The sequence below is a fragment of the Streptomyces bikiniensis genome (genome assembly GCF_000716625.1).
Taxonomy (GTDB): Bacteria; Actinomycetota; Actinomycetes; order Streptomycetales; family Streptomycetaceae; genus Streptomyces; species Streptomyces bikiniensis.
In genome coordinates this window covers 44,553-63,348 of the sequence record NZ_JNXJ01000015.1, presented here as the reverse complement: position 1 = coordinate 63,348, position 18,796 = coordinate 44,553, and the positions used below count along the sequence as shown (strand labels likewise).

Here is an 18,796-nt window from a genome sequence, read left to right as displayed (position 1 = left end):
CCATAGGACATGCGCGCGGACGGAGACAAGATGTCCGCGATGTAAACATCTGATGGCTTCGTGTGACGGAGGCGGGTCATGGCCAATCTGGCAGGGTTCCTCGAGGAGACGGCGCGACGGCATCCCGAGCGCCCCGCGCTGCGCCTGGGGGAGCGGGTCATCGACTACGCGGAACTGGACGACCGCAGCGCACGCGCCGCCGCCCTCCTCAGGGCCGGGGGCGTACGGCAGGGCGACCGGGTCGCCCTGATGCTGCCCAACGTCCCCGAGTTCGTCGTCCTGTACTACGGAATCCTCCGCGCCGGAGCGGTGGTCGTCCCGATGAACCCGCTCCTGAAGACCCGGGAGGCCGAGTTCCACCTCGCCGACTCCGGGGCGGTACGGCTCTTCGAGTGGCACCAGACGCCGGGCGAGGGCGCCAAGGGGGCCGCCGCCGCGGGGGTCCGGCACACCGCCGTCGAGCCCGCCGCGTTCGCCGAGGCGCTTGCCGGGCACGAGCCGCTGCCCGGCGTCGCCGACGCGGACGGCGAGGACATGGCCGTCCTGCTGTACACCTCCGGCACCACCGGCCGCCCCAAGGGCGCCGTCCTCACCCACGCGGGCCTGCGGCACAACACCGAGGTCAACGGCGTCGAGATCCAGCGGATGACGCCCGAGGACGTGGTGGTGGGCTGCCTGCCGCTGTTCCACATCTTCGGGCAGATCTGCACCATGAGCGCGGCCGTCCGCAGCGGCGCCTCCCTCGTCCTGATCCCCCGGTTCGAGCCGGGGGCCGTCCTGGACGCCGTCGCCCGCGAGCGGGCCACCGTCTTCGAGGGCGTCCCGACCATGTACGCGGCGCTGCTCCAGCACCCGTCCGGGGCGGACGTCTCGACCCTGCGGATGTGCATCTCCGGCGGCGCCTCGCTGCCGGTGGAGGTCCTGCACGGCTTCGAGCGGCGGTTCGGCTGCCCGGTCCTGGAGGGCTTCGGCATGTCCGAGACCAGCCCGGTCGTCACCTTCAACCACCCCGGCCGCCCGCGCAAGGCCGGCTCCATCGGCACCCCCATCCGGGACGTGGAGGTGCGGCTCCTCGACGACAGGGGGCAGGACGTGGCCCCCGGCGCGATCGGCGAGCTGGCCGTCCGGGGCCCCAACGTGATGAAGGGCTACTGGAACCGCCCCGAGGAGACGGCGGCCGCCGTGCCCGACGGCTGGCTGCGCACCGGCGACCTGGCCCGCGCGGACGAGGACGGCTACCTGTACGTCGTCGACCGCAAGAAGGACATGATCATCCGCGGCGGCTACAACGTCTACCCGCGCGAGATCGAGGAGGTCCTGCACGAGCACCCCGCCGTCGCCCTGGCCGCCGTGGTCGGCGTCCCGCACCCCGAGCTGGGCGAGGAGGTCGCCGCCGCGGTCGTGCTCCGCCCCGCCGCGCGGGCCACGCCCGAGGAGCTGCGGGAGTACGTCAAGGAGCGGGTGGCGGCCTACAAGTACCCGCGCCGGGTGTGGCTCGCGGACACGCTGCCGCTGGGACCGAGCGGCAAGATCCTCAAGAGGGAGATCGTCCTGCCGGCGGAGTGAGGGACGCGCGCCCGAGGCCGTCGGCCCACGGTCGGCGGCACGCGGGTGCGTGCGCGGGCCCCCGGTGTTGGAATGGAGGACGACACGCCACCGGCCGGCACGAAGAAGCCGCCGGCCGCCGGAGGCGGGAAACCGCCCGACGAGGAGCCGCCATGAGTGCCGACGACGTCGACGACGTTTCCGAGATGGGGCCCGTCGACTACCTGGTCCTGGAGTTCCCCGGCGACCGCATGACCGGGGAGGGACTGTCCCGCCTGCTCGACCTGGTCGACCGCCACATCATCCGCGTCCTCGACCTGGCCTTCCTCCGCAAGGACGCGGACGGCACCGTCACCGTCCTGGAGATCGCGGACCTGGACGGCGACGGAGAACTGGACCTCGCCGTCTTCGGCGGCGCCTCCTCCGGACTCCTGGACGAGGACGACCTGCGGGAGGCCGCCGCCGCCCTTCGACCGGACAGTTCGGCGGGCGTCGTCGTCTACGAGAACCTCTGGGCCGCGCCCCTGGCGACGGCGCTGCGGCGCAACGGCGCCCGCGTGGTCGCCGGCGGGAGGATCCCCCCGGAGGACCTCCTCGCGTCCCTGGAGGCCGCCGAAGCCGCCGCCTCCTGACGGCCCCCGCCACCACCCGACGACAAGGACCTCCGCCATGCCCGGACTTCTGCGCGGCGTCGCCCGCACCGCGGTCATCTCCGGTACGGCCACCGCCGTGTCCAACCGCGTCTCGCGCCGCCAGGCCGGCCGCTGGGCGCAACAGGACGAGGCACGCGCCTCCTGGCCGACCCACGAGCAGCCCCACGAGCAGACCCGTGAGCAGCCCTACGCGCCGCCGCCCCCGGCCGCCGTACCGATGGACGCCAAGATCTCCCAGCTCCACGAACTCGGCCGGCTCAGGGACCAGGGAGTGCTCACCGGGGAGGAGTTCGAGGAGCAGAAGCGCCGCATCCTCGCATCCTGAACCGTACGCCCGGAGGAGGCCGGATGCCCGACCGCATCGACGGCTCCGACCGCCCGGGCGGCCCCGCCCGCCCCGGGAAGCGCCGCCGCCGGGCCACACGGATCCGGCGGCCCCCGCGCGCCGTGCGCAGGGACCTGTCCCAGCTGCTGTGCGCGGTCGCCGGCCTGGGACTGGGGCTGCCGGCGCCCCTGATCACCGGAGGACCGCGGGTGGACGCGGGCCGGGTGGTCAGCGTGCTGTTCACCCTGGGCTTCGGCGTGATCAGCCTGGTGAGCGTCATCTACTCGGTGCTCTTCCTGGTCGTGCAGTTCTCCGCGAGCACCTTCACCCCGCGCCTCGGCCTGTTCCGCGACGAACCGGTCGTCTGGCGGACGTTCGCCTTCACCATCGGCCTGTTCGTCTTCTGCATCACCTCGGGCCTGGCCATCGGCTCCCGGGAGAGCGTCTCCACCCTCGTCCCCTCCGCGGCCGTGCTCCTCACCCTGGTCGCGCTCGCCCTGATGCGCACGCTCCAGATGAAGGCGTTCGACTCGATCCAGCTCGGACACTCGCTCACCGCGATCACCGTCCGCGCCCGCCGCCTGTACGACACCCTGTACCCCGACCCGTACGACCCGACCGGGGCAGTCCCCCCGCCCCCGGTGGCCGACGCGGGCGCGGACGTGCGCTGGACGGGGCCGCCGGCCGTCCTGCAGAACGTCGACGTACCCGCCCTCCTGGGCGCCGCCCGGGCACGCGACTCCGCGGTCGCCCTCCGCGTCGCCCCCGGTACGACCCTGTCGGAAGGCACGGTCGTCGCCCGGGTGACCGGGGACGGCGTGCCCGCGTCCGTACTCCTCGGAGCGCTGACGACGGGTGTCGAGCGCACCTTCGACCAGGACCCCGAACTGCCCTTCCGGCTCCTCGCCGACATCGCCCTGCGCGCCCTGTCCCCGGCGGTGAACGACCCGGCCACGGCGGTGGAGGCCCTGGACCACCTGGAGGCCCTGCTGGTCCGCCTCGCCGGCCGGGACCTGGACGTCGGCCGGTTCCACGACTCCACCGGGCGGGCCCGGGTGAGCGTCCCGGTCCCGGGCTGGGACCGCTACGTCCGCACCGCCGTCGACGACGTGCTCTTCGCCGCCGCCGGGTCCCCGATGACCCTGCGCAGAACGCGCGACCTCCTGCGCACGCTGGCGGAGCGGGCCCCGGGCGACCGGCGCGCCGTCGTGCTCGACCGGCTCCGGTGGGTCGAGCGGACCGGCGGCGAGGCGTACCCGCTCGTCTGGACGGACGGGGCCGGATGACGGACGGGGGCCGGGACGGACGGGGCCGGCCGGGCTCGACGGGGCCGCGACCGGGCCGGACGGGGCCGTGACCGGGCTTGACGGGCCCTTGGTGCGCGCACGCGTGGCGCTCCCGGACGAGGGAGCCGAGAATGGGAAGGCCGTACGGGATCTTCCCGGCGTCGTTCCCCGACCGCAGCAGGGACCCAGGTGATGACGCATGTGCCGATGGCTCGCGTACTCGGGCACGCCCGTTCTGCTCGACACCATCCTGTACAAGCCGGAGCACTCCCTGATCGACCAGAGCCTGCACTCCAGGCTCGGCGTGGAGACCACCAACGGCGACGGATTCGGCGTCGGCTGGTACTCGGAAGGCACCGACTCCCCGGCGCTCTTCCGGGAGATCGGTCCCGCCTGGAGCAACCGCAACCTGCGGGAACTGGCCGACCACGTCCGCTCGCCGCTGTTCTTCGCCCACATCCGGGCGTCGACCGGGACGGCGGTGCAGCAGTCGAACTGCCACCCGTTCCGGCACGGCCGCTGGATGTTCATGCACAACGGCGCCGTCGCGGAGTTCCACCGCGTGCGCCGCGCCCTCACGCTGCTCGTCGACCCGGGCCTGTACGCGGACCTCGAAGGGACGACGGACTCCGAGGTGATGTTCTACCTGGCCCTCACCTTCGGCCTCGACCGCGACCCGCCCGCCGCGATCGCCCGGATGGCGGGGACGGTGGAGCGCGTCGGCCGTGAGCACGGCGTGGAGTTCCCCCTCCAGATGACGCTGGCCGTCAGCGACGGCGAACGCCTCTGGGCCTTCCGCTACTCCAGCGAGCGCGCCTCCCGGTCCCTGTTCTACAGCAGCCGGGTGGAGACGCTGCGCAGACTGCACCCCGACGTCACGTTCCTGCAGGGCGCCTCCGAGGGGACGCGCCTCATCGTGTCCGAGCCCCTCGGCGACCTGCCCGGCGCCTGGAACGAAGTGCCGGAGGGCAGCTACGGCGTCGTCCAGCCGGAGGGCGACGAAATGCGCCCCTTCGCCCCGGCGGCCGTGTGACCGGCCCGCGCGGCGGTCCCGGGGAGGAGGCGCCGGACCCGGACGACCGCCCGGCCCGCCCGGTCCGCTCCCTCCGGCCGAACGGGTGGGCCCGGAGCGGCCTCACCGTCGATCCGCGTACCGCGTGCTAGACACCGGAGGTGTCCTCCGCCACCACCCTCCTCCTGATCATGTCCGCCGCGGTCCTCGCACCCCTGCTCGCGGACGGCCTCGCCCGCCGGGTCCGCGTCCCCCTGGTCATCTTCGAGATCGTCCTGGGCATCGTCATCGGACCGGACGTCCTCGGATGGGCCCGCTCGGACGAGGTGATCGACGTCCTGTCCCAACTCGGCCTGTCGATGCTCATCTTCCTCGCCGGCTACGAGATCGAGTTCGCGAACGTCCGCGGCGGCCTCCTGCGCCGCTCGCTGGGCGCGTGGCTGATCTCCCTGGCCGCCGGACTGGGCCTCGCGCTGCTGCTGAGCGGCGGGGACGTCTCCACGGGCTTCGTCGTCGGCACGGCGCTGACCAGCACCGCCCTGGGCACCGTCCTTCCCGTGCTGAAGGACAGGGGGGAACTGAAGGGTCGCTTCGGGGACGTGACGATGGCGTTCGGGGCGGTGGGGGAGTTCGGACCCGTGATCGCCATGGCGCTGCTCCTGAGCGGCCGCAGACCGGCGGAGTCCGCGGCCCTCCTCGTGGCGTTCGGGGCGATCACCGCCGGGGCGGTGGTCCTGGCGATGCGCCCGCCGCCCGCGTGGCTCCCGCGCCTGATGACCAGGACGCTGCACAGCAGCGGGCAGTTCGCCGTCCGCTTCGTCGTGCTGCTGCTCGCGGCGATGCTGGGCCTGTCGCAGGCGTTCGGCCTCGACGTGCTGCTCGGGGCCTTCGCGGCGGGCGTGCTCACCCGGCTCGTGCTCGACGGCGCGGCACCGGAGAGCGGTGCCGAGATCCTCGGCAAGGTGGAGGCCATCGGGTTCGGCTTCCTCGTGCCCCTGTTCTTCGTGGTCACCGGCATCGAGTTCCAGTTGGACGAACTCCTGGGAAACCCCGGGACGTCGGCGCTCGTCCCGCTGTTCCTGCTGCTGTTCCTCGTCGTGCGGGGGCTGCCCGTGTACTTCCTGGCGCCCCGCGACCTCGGCCGCGCCGACCGGTCGGCGCTGGCCCTCCACACCGCCACGTGCCTGCCGCTCGTCGTCGCGATCACCACCATCGGGGTGGACCAGGAACTCCTCGACGCGGAGAAGGCGGCCGCGCTGATCGGCGCGGCGATGCTCTCCGTGCTCCTCCTGCCCCTCGTGGCGGCACGGCTGAGGACGCCCGGTGGCGCGAGGCCCGCGGAACGCACCTCGACGGACACCGAGGCGTGGTGACCGGTCGGCCCGGGAGCGGCGCGCCTCAGTCGTCGGCGTGCCGGTCGATCCAGGCCAGGGCGGCCGTCCGCTCGGCCCCGGTCGGTGCGGGCCTCACCTGGTCCGGGCGGCGGACCAGGGAGTGCGCGCGGGCGGTCCGCAGGCCGATCGCGCGGGCCTCGGGGGAGAGGCCGGGGTGCTCGGCGACCTCCAGGGCGCGCTGCCACCAGCTCCGGCTGCGGCCGTCGACGGAGTAGTGCCACAGCGGCTGCGCGGGGTCGGCCACGCCGACCAGCACCTGCTGGAGCTTGTGCGGGGGGATTCCGGGGACGCCGATCAGCCGGTCGGCCACGAGCAGCGGATGCTCCCCGTCGAGGCGGGCCCGGACCAGGACCCAGGTCATCAGCTGACCCACGTCGTGGGCGGACGAGGTGACGAAGTCCCACAGCTCGGCGGCCTTCGCCTCGTCGGGGGCGCCGAGGTGGGTGAGGAGCCGCAGTTCGTCCTTCCAGAGCGGCCGGGCCCCGTTCCACCAGGAGACCAGCTTCCCCGCCGCCGGATGCCCCAGGTCGAGGGCGAGACAGGTCAGGGTGACCAGCGGGTGGCGCCACTCGGTGTACGTGGTCCGGTACTTCTTGGTGAGGTCCTTCATCCGGCGCGGCAGCAGCGCCCCGACCTCGGACTCCCCGGCCAGGCCGTGGGCCAGGAGGAGTTCCAGGCAGAACCCGAGCCCCTGCAGACCGGTCCCCGGGTCGGCCACCCGCTCCCGCAGCCAGCCCGCGTCGGCGTCGGTGAGCGTCCGGTACCGGTGCCACACGTCGCCCAGCACGCCCTCGTAGGCGGTGAGATCGGGCCCGGTGCCGGACAGGAGCCCGTCCCGGGCGGCCTCGTAGCGGTCCACGGCGGCCAGCACGTCGTCGGCGCCGGCGCCGGTGCAGGCGAACGCGCCGCCGCCGGGCCGGAGCGCCTCCTCCCGTACGAGCTCCACCCGGTCGCGGGCCGCGTCCGCGGCGAGGACGCGCAGGGCGCGCGGCAGCCGCTCGTCGGTGCTGAGGCGGACCGCCGTCAGGGCGGACCAGGACAGCCCGGCCCGGTGGTCCGCCCCCGTCTCCCGGCGCCGGTCGGCCGTGACGGCCCCGACCAGCGCCTCGTGGAGGCCGCGCAGCGACTCCTCCGGTGCGCCGTGCGCCTCCAGTTCGGCCGCGAGGGCGGCCGCGGCCCGTACCGCGTCGGGCTCGCGGAGCGCGCGGTGCAGCGACAGCCAGGCGTGGACCGCGCTCCGGTCGCCGGCGAGCGCGATCTCCCGCACGACGGCCAGACCCCGCTCGGACGGCACCCGGCGCAGCACGGGGGCGGTCCGGGTCCCGAGTTCGGCGACGACCTCCCACGCCTCCTCGAAGCCGTGGCGCAGCAGGGCGTGGAGCAGCTCCTTCCAGGCGCCCCACTCCGCCGGCCGTCCCTCGTACTCCTTCCGCCAGGCGCGCAGCAGCCGCTCCGTCTCGTCGGGCGCGAGCCCGTCCCGCCGCTCCAGCGAGACCGCGAACCGGGTCGCGGCGGAGAGGACCAGGGGACCGCGCAGCCGCTCGTGGAGCCACGCGGCCTCGACGGGGGACAGCGGCCGGTACGCGAAGGAGACGGCGGAGCGGTCCACCGGCTCGTCGAGCGCGTCGAGGAACTGGCGTACGCCGTCGGGGTCCGCCGGGTCGGGCAGCCCCGCCTCGTCCCGGCCTGTGACCCGGTCCAGGCCGAAGGCGCCTCCCGGTCCGTTGTCGGTGATCCGGAATCCGGCGGGCCCCTCGCCGAGCACGGCGGCGACGGCGGCGTGGTCGCCGCCCCAGTGCAGCAGCAGCTCGCCCGTCAGGGCGCCGGAGCGGTCGAAGGCCCGCCGGTGGGACTGCCAGTGCCAGTACGCGAAGGAGAACGGGACCGGAAGGCCCCGCACCGCGGCGAGTTCGGCGGCGTCCTCGTGGCCGTCGGACTGGGTGTAGCGGCCCCGGGTCGGCGGCGGGAGCGCGAGGAACCCGCCGCCGCCGAGCCCCCGCCACCAGGCCGTGACCACGGCGAGGTCCGATCGGCTCCGCGCCGCGCGGCGACCTTCCGCACCGGCGCCGTCCGGGCCGGCGCCGCCTGGGCCGATCCCATTCGTGCCGGTGCCGTCCGGGCCGGCGCCGTTCGTGCCGGCCCCGTTCGTGCCGATGCCGTCCGCGCCGGTGCCGTCCGGGCGGGCCCCGTTCGTACCGACCCCGTTCGTACCGACCCCGTTCGTACCGACCCCGTCCGGGCCGGTGCCGTCCGTGCTGGTGCCGGGGTCGTCCACGTGCTGCTCCCTGCGTTCTCCGGGTCCGTCGAGGACGGTTCCCCCGCCCGCGGCCCACCCTGCCACAGGGGTCCGACACCCCTTCCGGGCGGACCGCCGGAGGCCTCCCGCCCGGCTACCGCCGGCGCGCCTGCGCCCCGCCGTCCCCCCACCCCGCCGGGGCGATGTCGGCCCTGGACGCGGCGTTCAGCTTCCGCATGATGCGCGCCACGTGGTGCTCCACGGTCCGGGTGGAGAGCACCAGGCTCTCGGCGATGTCCCGGTTGGCGCGCCCCTGCGCGACCAGCCGCGCCACCTCCTGCTCGCGCGGGGACAGCCGGTCGCCGTAGCCGAGCCGGCCGCGGCGGTGGGTGGTGACGATGTCGTGGCGGCGCAGCAGCCGCCGGCAGCGGGCCACGTCCCAGCGGGCGTCGAGGCGCCGATAGGCCTCCACCACCTCCCGGACCTCGTCGGCCGCCGCCTCCCCGCGCAGACCGAGGAGGCAGCGGCCCCGGGCCTCCGCCGCCCGGGCCGCGTCGAAGGGACGGCCGAGCAGCCGCCACCGCTCCTCCGCGTCCGCCAGCAGCCCGACGGCCTCCTCCGGCCGCTCCCCGGCCTCGGCGAGCAGCGCCCGGCACACGGTCAGGGCGGCCCGCGCGGCGGGCGCGTCGCCGCCCTCGATCCCCGCCGCGAAGTCGGCGACGAGCCGGCGGGCCCGCGCGGTCTGCCCACTGCCGTGCAGGGCCTCCACGGCGACGGGCAGCACCTCCCCGGCCCACACCCAGCCACCGGTCAGGTCGAGGCGGTGCAGCACCTCCTCCACGGCCTCGCACGCCTGCCCGGGCCGCCCGGCCTCCAGATGGACGCGGGCCGTGGCGGCGGCGGACGCGGTGAGGATGAGACCGGTGTCGTAACGGGTGGTACGGGCGGCCTCCGCCAGGTCGTGGCGGGCCCGGGGGACGTCGCCGAGCACGTGCAGCGCGGTCAACCCGCGCACCAGCGTGGCCTCCGAGGTCAGGTCGGGTATCTCCCGGTAGAGCCGGGCGGTGCGGTCGGCGGCCTCGTACAGGCCCTGCCAGCGGCCCTCGTGCCAGGCGAGCACGAGCCGGGCGGTCTGGACCAGCCCCTCCAGGTAGGGGCTGGTGGTGTCGGCGAGCCCGTCGGTGGCCCGGCCCAGGAACTCCCGGGCCCGCGCGCCGTATCCGAGGGCGCTGGAAGCGTGCGCCAGATTGGTCCAGCCCCGGGCGTGGTGCGCGGCCTCCATCGCGGACCCGGCCGGGCCGCGCAGCGCCTCGGCGGCGGTCCAGGCCCGCGGGTCGCCGAGCAGCATCAGGGCGGTGGCGCGGTTGGCGGCGACGGCGGCCCGGGCGACCGGGTCGGCGACCCGGCCGTCGAGCGCCTCGCCGCGCTCCAGCCACTCCCGGTGGCGCTCGACCGGCCAGCCCTTGATGGAGGGGATGGCGGCGACCGCCATGGCGCGGGCGGCGGTCTGCGGGTCGGAGGCCTCCAGGTCGGGGACGGCGCGGGCGACCTCGTTGAGGCTGTCGAGCGCCCCTCCGCTCTGGTTGCGCAGGACGACGCTCAGGTGCAGCCGGATCTCGCCGCGCAGCCGGGGCGGCGGGTCGTCCTCGTCGAGGACCCGCCGCACGGCGGCCACCACCGGCTCGCCCGCGCGGGCCAGTTGCGCGGTGCGGGCCAGCTTCGCGGCGGTACGGATCCGGCCCTCCGCGCGCGGGTCCTCGGCGACGGCCCGGGTGTAGAGGCCGGTGGCGGTGGCGTAGTCGCCGGCGGCGGCCGCGCGGTCGGCGGCCGCGACGAGGCAGCGCAGGGCCTCGCGCACCCGTCCGGCCGCCGCGTACAGCCGGGCGAGGTCGGCCAGCGGCGGCGGCCCTCCGCCGTTCCGGCGCAGCGCGCGGGCGGCGCGCAGGCTCAGCCGGGCGAGCCGCGGCCCGGAGAGGAAGGCGAGCGCGGCCCGGCGGTCCAGCGGGTGCCGGAAGACGGGGTACGGGCCGGCGGCCCGCAGCACGGACCGGCGTACGCACGCGTCCACGGCCTCCTCGGCCCGCTCGGGCGCGAGGTCCGCGACCTCGGCGAGCACGTCGACGGGCACCGCGAGGCCGAGGACGGCCGCAGCCTCGACGACCCGCCGCGCGTCCTCGTCGAGCGGCGCGCACCGCCGGGCCAGCTCCCGCCGCACCCTCACGGGCACCCCGACCTCACCCACGGCGGCGCACACCGGCCCACCGACTCCCACCCACGCCTCCGCACCCCGGTCGCCCCCGTCCGCCCGGCGCCCCGCCGCGCGGTCGCCCCGGTCCGGGCGGGGACCCGGCGGTCCGTCGTCGGTCCTCCGGTGGGGGCCGTCCTCCCGCAGGAGTTCACCGGCACTCCGCAGCAGTTCCCCGGCGGTGCCGGGCAGTCCGCCGGTCAGTTCGTGCACGAGGGCGGCGAGTTCCTCCTGTTCGTCCGTCCGCTCCGGCCGGTGCGCGTCGAGCCATCGCCGGACGAACTCGCCCGTCTCCCCGGGCGTCCAGGGCCGTACCTCGATCTCCTCGACCCGTACCCCCTCCGGGACGCGGACGCCGAGGGCCGGCGGCCCGGCCGCGGCGTCCTCGGTGACCACGAGCCGCAGCCCGGCCGGCATCGCGCCCGTCAGGCGCCGGAGCAGGGCGAGGGTCGCGGGGTCCGCGCGGTGGACGTCCTCCACGACCAGGACGGCGTCCCCGACGGCCGCGAGGAGCGCCCCGATCGCCCGCGGCAGCAGCCCGCGCCGCACCTCGGGATCGGCCGCCGCGGCGGGCGGGTCCGGCAGCCGGCCGGCCAGTTCCGGTACGAGGAGGCCGACGGCCCCGGTCACCGCGGGCAGCGCCCGGCCGGGGAGCCCGGGCCGGCACGGCAGTCCGGCCAGCGCGTCGGCGACGGGCCCGAGCGGCACCGCGTCCGCCGCGTCGGGGCACGTTCCGCGCAGCTGCGTCCACTCCGCGAACTCCGCCCGGCCGAGCACCTCGTCCACCAGCCGGGACGTCCCCGTCCCCGCCTCCCCCCGTACGACGGTGAGGCCCGGCCCCTCCCGCAGCGCTTCCCCCAGCCGCCGCGCCTCCTCGGCCCGCCCGACGAAGATCCGCCCGGTGGAGGCCCGCCCGGTGGAGGCCCGTTCGGCGCACCCGCCCGCCGCGGCGGCCGCCTCCCCGCAGGGCCCCGTACCGAAGGAACGTCTCTCCACGGCTCCGCCTCTCACCGACCACGCATCCGGAAGGCCCCCGTACGACCGGGGTCGGCCCCGCCCGTCGAGCAGGTGGTCTACCCTCCGGACGGCCGAGGTCGCAATAGGGGTCCACCACCTAGGGAATGCGGGCGGTCCGCGACGGCCGCCGCTCCCACTCTTTGGGTAGCGCTACGGATTGCTGCGTTCCTCCCGGCCGGACGAAGCTCTGGGCGGTCCGGCGACGCCGTCCCGCACACCGCGGCCCCCAACCGGTGGGGTGCGGAGCGCGGCCGGACCCGCGCCGTGCGGAGCCGAATCCGTACGACGCACCGTCCCACGCCCCACCGCCGTGGGCGCCGACACCCGAAGGCGCCCGCACGTTCGCCACGTCCGGCTCATTGTCATGATCCGGACAGGATCGCGTCCGGCGATCCGGCGGCCGGTCTCCGGACGCGCCCTCCCCACCACCGGTGGAGCGCGTCCGGGGCCCACCGGGGCGACGGGTGTCCCCCCTCCGGGCCCGAGCCGGGCCCGGACACCTCTCAAGGGATCTCAAGGGAGAAACCATGGAGTTCGACGCTCGCGCCCTCCGGCGCCTGCTCGCCGTCGGCGCCAGTGCCGCCCTGCTCGCCGGGGCCGCCTCCACCGCCGGGGCCACGGCCGCCCCCGTACCGCCGGGCGGCGGCGAGGGCCGCATCGTCGGCGCGGACCGCCCCGGCGCGGTCGACGGCTCCTACATCGTCACCTTCAAGGACTCGGTCGCCCGCGCCGACGTACCCGCCTCCGCGAAGGCCCTGGCCGAGCGGCACGCCGGCAGCCTGCGCCACACCTACACCGCCGCCCTGCGCGGCTTCGCCGTGCGGATGACGGAGGCCGAGGCCAAGGAGCTGGCCGCCGACCCGTCGGTGGCCCGGGTGGAGGCCGACGCGGCGGCGTACGCCGCCGACACCCAGCCCAACCCGCCCTCCTGGGGCCTGGACCGCGTCGACCAACGCGACCTGCCGATCGACAAGGGCTACACCTACGGCACCACCGCCTCCACCGTGAACGCGTACATCCTGGACACCGGCATCCGCATGAGCCACCGCGACTTCGGTGGCCGCGCGGTCAGCGGCTACGACTTCATCGACAACGACTCCAACGCCTCCGACTGCCAGGGCCACGGCACCCACGTCGCCGGCACCGTCGGCGGCGGCGCGTACGGCGTCGCCAAGGGCGTCAAGCTGATCGGCGTCCGGGTCCTGAACTGCCAGGGCACCTCGGGCGACACCTGGGCCCCGGTCCTCGCGGGCATCGACTGGGTCACCAAGAACGCCAAGAAGCCCGCCGTCGCCAACATGAGCATCGGCGGCGGCAAGACCCAGTCCGTGAACGACGCGGTGGCCGCCTCCATCGCCTCCGGCGTCACCTGGGTCGTGGCGGCCGGCAACAACAACGCCGACTCGTGTTCCTACTCCCCGTCCTCCACCCCGGCCGCCATCACGGTCGGCGCCACCAACAGCCGGGACGCCCGCGCCACCGGCTGGTCCAACGGCCAGGGCTCCAACTACGGCTCCTGCCTGGACGTCTTCGCCCCCGGCGACAGCATCGTCTCCACGTCCAACTCCGGCGACACCGCCTCCCAGTCGATGAGCGGCACCTCCATGGCCGCCCCGCACGTCGCCGGCGCGGCCGCCCTGCTGCTCGCCGCCAACCCGACCTGGACCCCGGCCCAGGTCCGCGACAAGCTGGTCGCCGACGCCACCTCCGGCAAGGTCACCGACCCCCGCACCGGCTCCCCGAACAAGCTCCTGTACACGGGCACCGGCAGCACCACCCCGCCGCCCACCGGTGACAAGTTCGAGAACACCGACGACGTCCAGATCCGCGACAACGCCACCGTCGAGTCGCCGATCACCGTCACCGGCGTCACCGGCAACGCCCCCGCGAACCTGGCCGTCACCGTCGACGTCCGCCACACCTTCCGCGGCGACCTGAAGGTCGAACTGGTCGCCCCCGACGGCGGCGCGTTCGTCCTGAAGAACTACAACTCCTCCGACAGCGCCGACCACGTCCAGGGCACGTTCACGGTCGACGCCTCCGGCAAGGCCGCCAACGGCACCTGGAAGCTCCGCGTCACCGACAACTGGGTCAACGACACCGGCTACGTCAACGCCTGGTCGCTCCAGTTCTGACCGGCGCCCCGCGTTTCCCCCGTCCCGCACCCCCGGAGCAGAGCCGCTCCGGGGGCGCGGGCCGTGCCACGCGCGCGTACGACAGCCGTTCGGGCGCCCTCCGGCTGCGCGGACACCGGGCCACCGGGAGCGTGGGGGACATGAAACAGAGCACCCTGTCCGAGGTGAAGGACGCCGTCACTCCACGGGCCACCCTGCTGGTCATCGGAGTGATCGCCCTCCAGCTGCTGTTCGTCGCCTCCTACGTGGGCGCGCTGCACGAGCCCAAGCTCAAGGACGTGCCCTTCGGCGTGGTGGCGCCGCAGGCCGTGGCCGGCCAGACGGTGGCCCGGCTGGAGGGGCTGCCCGGCTCGCCGCTCGACCCCCGCGCGCTGCCCGACGAGAGGACCGCGCGGCAACAGCTCCTGAACCGGGAGATCGACGGAGCGCTCGTGGTGCGCCCGGCCGGCACCACCGACACGCTCCTGGTCGCCTCCGGCGGCGGCAGGGCCCTGTCCCTCGCGCTGGAGTCGCTCGTCACCGCCGTGGACAAGAACCAGGGGCGTACCGTCCGCACGGTCGACGTGGCCCCGTCCTCGCCCCACGACTTCAACAGCCTGTCCTCGTTCTACCTGGTCATCGGCTGGTGCGTCGGGGCCTACCTGTGCGCGTCGATCCTGGCGATCAGCGCCGGGGCCCGCCCGGCCAACCCGGCCCGCGCGGCCACCCGCCTGGGCACCATGACCCTGGTCGCCCTCGTCGGAGGCCTCGGCGGCGCGGTCATCGTCGGGCCGATCCTGGGCGCCCTGCCGGGCAGCGTGTGGGCCCTGTGGGGGCTCGGCGTCCTGCTCATCTTCGCGGTCGGCGCCGCCACCCTGGCCCTCCAGGGCCTCTTCGGCGTCATCGGCATCGGCCTGGCGATCCTGCTGGTCGTGATCGCGGGCAACCCGAGCGCGGGCGGCGCCTTCCCCGCGCCGATGCTGCCACCGTTCTGGGAGGCCATCGGCCCGGCCCTGCCACCGGGCGCGGGCACCTGGGCGGCCCGCTCGATCTCGTACTTCCACGGCAACGACATGACCTCCGCCCTGCTGGTCCTGTCGGCCTGGGCCGTCGTCGGCGTCCTGGTCACCATGCTCGCGGCGGTGCTCCGGCGACGCCGGGCCGCGGAAGCGGACGGCGCCCCGGACCCGGTGGTCCGGGCCCCGTGACGGCCGCCCGCCCGGGGGCGACTGGCGCGGCGGCGTCCGCCGGTGTGAGGATGACGCCATGTATGCGGTCCCCGAGGGAAAAGTGCACCTCACCCGACACGAGCAGGTCTTCCTGATCACGATGCGCGGCGAGATGGATCACGACGACGTGGAGGAGGTCGAGGCCGCCTGGACGGCGGCCGACGAAGCGGCCTCCCCGATGACGGCGGTGGACCTCTCCCGGGTGACGTTCGCCGACAGCATGCTCCTCAACACGCTGCTCGGAGCCCGGCGCCGCCACGAGGCGGACGGACGCGAACTGGTGCTGATCGGCCCCCTGCACTCCGCGGTGCTGCGTCTCCTGGACGTCAGCGGTACCCTGGACCGCTTCCGGATCGTCAGCACGGGCCCCTCCCCGGCCAGCTGAGCCCGTGACCGGTGGCGGGGAAGGGAAGCCGGTACCGGGGAGCGGCGGGGGCCGTTCCGTTCGGCGGTTCGACCGCGCACCGGCCCCGGCGTACTCCTCCTCGAACCGTCCCCCCGGGGGCTCCCCGCTGGACGTCACCGTCCGCGACGGCTCCCCCCGTCCGCCGGTCGTCCGGGAACGGGACGTCCGCCGCGCGGGAGGACACGGCCTCCGCCTGGTCGCCCTCCCGTACGAGCGGCTGCACCACGACGACCTGGCGACGGGCAAGGAGGTCGTCGCCCGGCTCCGCCCGCGTCAGCCCGCCGACCGACCGGACCGAGAGCCCGGCGGCGGGCCGGTGAGGTGGTCCAGGACGTTGGTGATGTGGAGCATGCGCTCCAGGAAGTCCGGACGGTTGTCCAGGTGGAGGGTGGCACCGAGGGCGCCGGCCCGGCGGTGGACGAGCAGCAGGGCGGACAGGCCCGAGGAGTCGATGTGCGTCAGGCCGTCGAAGTCGAGCCGTACGCACCGTGGCGGCGTTCCGTCGCCCGTCAGGTGCTCGGTGATCCCGTCGACCAGTTCGTCGCAGGTGTCGTAGTCGAGGTCCCCGGTCACGCGCACGAACAGCGAGTCGGACTCGCGAACGAGTTCGAGGGCGAACTCGGTGGAGGGGAAGCCGCTCATGAGCCGGAGCCGGAGCCGGAGCCGGTACGGACGGCGTGCGCGCCCAGGGCTGCCGCGCCCCGTTCGATCGCGCGCATCGTGCGGGGGAAGTCACGCAGCTGTTCCGCCAGGACGTCCAGACTCGCCACGAGGAAACGGGCGGGGACGCCGCGCACTCCGAGGACGTCGGCGGTCCAGACGAGGAACGTGGTGAACAGCTCGGGGTCGTCCACGTAGAGCGAGGTGGCCAGGAAGTCGACGATGTGCGCGATGTCCTCAGCCGTGCGCTCGCGCTGGAGGTCGTCGTACGCGCGCATCGGGGGGAACCGGTCCTCCAGGTCGGCCAGGGTCTGCTTGACCAGCCGGTGCCGGGACCGGACGACCATCGTGTACTCCTGGTCGGCCAGGTGCGGCAGGTCGTCCACGGCCTGTCGGCCGGCCGACGCGTTCGGCCGTGCCACGCCCCCGTCCAGGACCGCGAGCGCGCCCCGCGCGTCGGGCGCCCACCGGTCGGCGCACAGCGTGCGCGCGTACCGGCCGTCGGGACCGAAGGCGCGGCCGCCCGCCAGGACCGGGACGCCGACGGCCTGACAGGCGGTGATGGCGGCGTGGGCGGCCGGCAGGTGGGTGGGGATCGAACCGGACAGCAGGACGGCGTCGGGATTGCTCTGGTGCAGATGGGCGACCAGGTGCGGGGTCGGGGTCTGCGCCCCGAGGTAGTCGACCCGCCATCCGTGCAGGGAGAGGACCTCCGCGACGAGACGGGCGGGGAACGCGTGCCACTCGCCGTCGACGCAGCTGACCGTGACGCGGCCCCGGAAAGGCGCGGTGCCGCCGCCGGTGCGGCGGTGCGCCAGGGAGGCGACGATCCGCTCGTTGATGGCGGTGACGGCGTGTTCCTGGGCCACGGTGATGCGGTCGGCGGCCCACTCGACGCCGACCCGCGCCTGGACCCGCGCGAGCACGTCGAGGAGGAGGGTCTCCTCCGGCACACCCGCGTCGAGGGCCTCGTGGACGACCGAGGCGGCGGCGGGTTCGTCACCCTCCACCGCTGCCCTCCACAGCCGTTCCACCACCGTGTCCGTCGCGGTGGCCTGTCTCACGTGTTCCTCCAGCCGTTCCGGCCGCTTTCTTCGTCCCCGGCGTGCGACGAAGCCCTGGGAGCGGTGATCGCCACGACGGCCATGTCGTCGTGACGGCCCTCGCGGATCCACTGGGCGGCCAACATCTGTATCCGCTCCACGACCGCCTCCGCCTGCATGCCCGCGCACTCGGCCAGGGCCCTCTTCAGGCGTTCCGTCCCCAGGAAGTCGTCTCCGAGAGGGCCGCCCCGCGCCTCGACGATGCCGTCGGTGTAGAGCAGGCACGTCTCCCCGGGGGCGAGCACGGTCTCCACGGTCCGGGCCTCGACCGTCGGCAGCGCGCCGACCAGGGTGCCGCGGGTCGCGACCTCCTCCACCGTGCCGTCGGCGCGGGCGAGGAGCGGCGGCAGGTGCCCCGCGCTGGTCAGTCGCAGCCGCGTCCGGCCGTCCCGGTTGAGCACGGAGACGAGGACGAGGGTGGCGAAGCGGGTGTGGTGCGAGGAGAGCAGCGCGCCGTTGAGCAGGTTCAGGATCCGCCGGTGGTCCTCGGCCAGCGGGAGCAGGGCGTGCAGCGTGTTGCGGATCTTGCCGGTCAGGACCGCCGCGTCCAGGCCCTTGCCCGCGACGTCGCCCAGGACGACGAGGGTCTCCCCGGAGGGGTCGGCACTGGGATGGACGTCGTAGAAGTCCCCGCCGACCCGTTCGTGGTCCTTCGAGGCGCGGTAGCCGCCGGCGTATTCGACCCCGTGGACGTGGTGCAGCGCCGGCGGCAGCAGCTCGCGCATCAGTGTGGTGGTGATGGCCGCCTGCTCGGTGTAGAGGCGGGCCGCGGACAGGGCGGCCCCGGCACGCGCGGCGAACAGGCGCGCGAACACCTCCTCGCTCTCGCTGAAGGCCCGTTCGGTGCCGGAGCGCAGCAGGATGAGCGCTCCGGCGGGCACCCCGTGGCCCGGGAGCGGCGTGACGATGACGGAGCCGACCGGCGAGGTGAAGCCTTCGGGAACCACCCAGTCGGGAAGGTCGGCGGGATCGATCCAACGGGCCGGTACGGGCGGGAAGCCCTGCAGGGCCTCGGCGAGACCCGGCACGGCGGAGACGTCGACCTGCCGGACGGTCTGCGTGACGGGGCCGCCCCGGCGGGCGAAGGTCAGCGGGTGGCGCCGGCCCTGGGGCGGCGCCACGAGGACGGCGGCCTCGGCGAGGTGTTCCGTGGCCATCGAGGCGGCCATCTCCATGCATCGTCCCGCGTTCAGCGTCGACAGCAGCGCGCCGGAGACCTCGGCGAGGATCTCGGACCGCGCCCGTACGTCGAGCAGTGCCGTCTCGGCGAAGCGGCGGTCGGTCTCGTCGACCAGCCACCACACCACGTCACCGTCGTCGCCCGTCGTGGGGTGCGCCTCCAGGAAACGGTCGCGGATGCGCCCGGTCGGCGGCCCGGACCCCGCGTCCGACAAGCCGTCGCAGATGCGCCGGTGGGCGTCCGACAGCCAGGGCGGCACCCGTTCGTGCAGCCAGTCGCCGCTCGCGGCGTCGGGGAGGAGGAGCCGGGCGGCCTCGTTGATCCGCACGAGACCCCCGTGCCGGTCCACGACCAGCACGGGGTGGGGAGCTTCGATCCAGGCCGCACGGGC

14 protein-coding genes are annotated in these 18,796 nt (G+C 75.1%); 9 read left to right on the top strand and 5 right to left on the bottom strand.

Annotation, left to right across the window (positions count from 1 at the left end):
- The first annotated feature begins 78 nt into the window (after positions 1-78).
- The 6 genes from OO47_RS13615 (at position 79) to OO47_RS13590 (ending at position 6,194) form a co-directional block, all read left to right on the top strand.
- Positions 79-1,566 (top strand): long-chain-fatty-acid--CoA ligase, encoded by a 1,488-nt coding sequence (locus tag OO47_RS13615; protein WP_030213322.1) that lies wholly within the window; start codon positions 79-81, stop codon positions 1,564-1,566.
- A 152-nt stretch (positions 1,567-1,718) separates the two neighbouring features.
- Entirely contained in the window at positions 1,719-2,177 is a 459-nt protein-coding gene (locus OO47_RS13610; RefSeq protein ID WP_234323163.1) for a DUF6325 family protein, read from the top strand.
- A 37-nt stretch (positions 2,178-2,214) separates the two neighbouring features.
- Positions 2,215-2,523 (top strand): SHOCT domain-containing protein, encoded by a 309-nt coding sequence (locus tag OO47_RS13605; protein WP_030213316.1) that lies wholly within the window; start codon positions 2,215-2,217, stop codon positions 2,521-2,523.
- 23 nt (positions 2,524-2,546) lie between these two features.
- The gene (locus tag OO47_RS13600) at positions 2,547-3,809 is read left to right on the top strand and encodes a DUF2254 family protein (RefSeq protein ID WP_051715968.1); all 1,263 of its coding nucleotides are present in this window, start codon (positions 2,547-2,549) and stop codon (positions 3,807-3,809) included.
- A 199-nt stretch (positions 3,810-4,008) separates the two neighbouring features.
- A complete protein-coding gene (locus OO47_RS13595) occupies positions 4,009-4,842 on the top strand; it encodes a class II glutamine amidotransferase (RefSeq protein WP_030213309.1) in 834 nt (277 codons plus the stop codon).
- A 140-nt stretch (positions 4,843-4,982) separates the two neighbouring features.
- On the top strand, positions 4,983-6,194 hold the full coding sequence (locus tag OO47_RS13590; RefSeq protein WP_033209043.1) for a cation:proton antiporter: 1,212 nt from the start codon (positions 4,983-4,985) through the stop codon (positions 6,192-6,194).
- Positions 6,195-6,219: 25 nt separating this feature from the next.
- Here OO47_RS13590 and OO47_RS13585 read toward each other — a convergent pair whose 3' ends face one another.
- Both OO47_RS13585 and OO47_RS13580 read right to left on the bottom strand, forming a co-directional pair.
- Positions 6,220-8,232 carry a hypothetical protein gene (locus OO47_RS13585; RefSeq protein WP_033209116.1) on the bottom strand — a complete coding sequence of 671 codons (2,013 nt, stop codon included), beginning with the start codon at positions 8,230-8,232 and terminating at the stop codon, positions 6,220-6,222.
- 373 nt (positions 8,233-8,605) lie between these two features.
- Positions 8,606-11,692, bottom strand: coding sequence for an ATP-binding protein (locus OO47_RS13580; RefSeq protein WP_234323162.1), 3,087 nt, complete (start codon positions 11,690-11,692; stop codon positions 8,606-8,608).
- Positions 11,693-12,240: 548 nt separating this feature from the next.
- Between OO47_RS13580 and OO47_RS13575 the strand changes: the two genes are divergently transcribed.
- The 3 genes from OO47_RS13575 (at position 12,241) to OO47_RS13565 (ending at position 15,441) form a co-directional block, all read left to right on the top strand.
- The gene (locus tag OO47_RS13575) at positions 12,241-13,848 is read left to right on the top strand and encodes a S8 family peptidase (RefSeq protein ID WP_030213301.1); all 1,608 of its coding nucleotides are present in this window, start codon (positions 12,241-12,243) and stop codon (positions 13,846-13,848) included.
- A 140-nt stretch (positions 13,849-13,988) separates the two neighbouring features.
- Positions 13,989-15,035 (top strand): YhgE/Pip domain-containing protein, encoded by a 1,047-nt coding sequence (locus tag OO47_RS13570; RefSeq protein WP_030213298.1) that lies wholly within the window; start codon positions 13,989-13,991, stop codon positions 15,033-15,035.
- Positions 15,036-15,117: 82 nt separating this feature from the next.
- Positions 15,118-15,441, top strand: coding sequence for an STAS domain-containing protein (locus tag OO47_RS13565; protein ID WP_033209041.1), 324 nt, complete (start codon positions 15,118-15,120; stop codon positions 15,439-15,441).
- Positions 15,442-15,735: 294 nt separating this feature from the next.
- Here the strand turns inward: OO47_RS13565 and OO47_RS13560 are convergent, their stop codons facing one another.
- From OO47_RS13560 to OO47_RS13550, 3 genes are read right to left on the bottom strand one after another with little or no spacing between them, the layout of a single operon-like run.
- Positions 15,736-16,104 (bottom strand): STAS domain-containing protein, encoded by a 369-nt coding sequence (locus OO47_RS13560; protein ID WP_063831904.1) that lies wholly within the window; start codon positions 16,102-16,104, stop codon positions 15,736-15,738.
- Positions 16,101-17,186, bottom strand: a complete 1,086-nt coding sequence (locus OO47_RS13555) for a cobalamin B12-binding domain-containing protein (protein ID WP_051715966.1) — start codon at positions 17,184-17,186, stop codon at positions 16,101-16,103. The genes OO47_RS13560 and OO47_RS13555 overlap by 4 nt, the downstream gene beginning before the upstream one ends.
- Positions 17,183-18,763: a PP2C family protein-serine/threonine phosphatase gene (locus OO47_RS13550; RefSeq protein ID WP_051715963.1), complete on the bottom strand. Its 1,581-nt coding sequence runs from the start codon at positions 18,761-18,763 to the stop codon at positions 17,183-17,185. Before OO47_RS13550 ends, OO47_RS13555 begins: the two co-directional genes overlap by 4 nt.
- Positions 18,764-18,796: the final 33 nt, after the last annotated feature.

What these genes read in the sequence shown, in the direction of transcription:
- OO47_RS13615 (WP_030213322.1), top strand. Translation starts at nt 79, where the DNA reads ATGGCCAATCTGGCAGGGTTCCTCGAGGAGACGGCGCGACGGCATCCC.
- OO47_RS13610 (WP_234323163.1), top strand. Translation starts at nt 1,719, where the DNA reads ATGAGTGCCGACGACGTCGACGACGTTTCCGAGATGGGGCCCGTCGAC.
- OO47_RS13605 (WP_030213316.1), top strand. Translation starts at nt 2,215, where the DNA reads ATGCCCGGACTTCTGCGCGGCGTCGCCCGCACCGCGGTCATCTCCGGT.
- OO47_RS13600 (WP_051715968.1), top strand. Translation starts at nt 2,547, where the DNA reads ATGCCCGACCGCATCGACGGCTCCGACCGCCCGGGCGGCCCCGCCCGC.
- OO47_RS13595 (WP_030213309.1), top strand. Translation starts at nt 4,009, where the DNA reads ATGTGCCGATGGCTCGCGTACTCGGGCACGCCCGTTCTGCTCGACACC.
- OO47_RS13575 (WP_030213301.1), top strand. Translation starts at nt 12,241, where the DNA reads ATGGAGTTCGACGCTCGCGCCCTCCGGCGCCTGCTCGCCGTCGGCGCC.
- OO47_RS13570 (WP_030213298.1), top strand. Translation starts at nt 13,989, where the DNA reads ATGAAACAGAGCACCCTGTCCGAGGTGAAGGACGCCGTCACTCCACGG.
- OO47_RS13560 (WP_063831904.1), bottom strand. Translation starts at nt 16,104, where the DNA reads ATGAGCGGCTTCCCCTCCACCGAGTTCGCCCTCGAACTCGTTCGCGAG.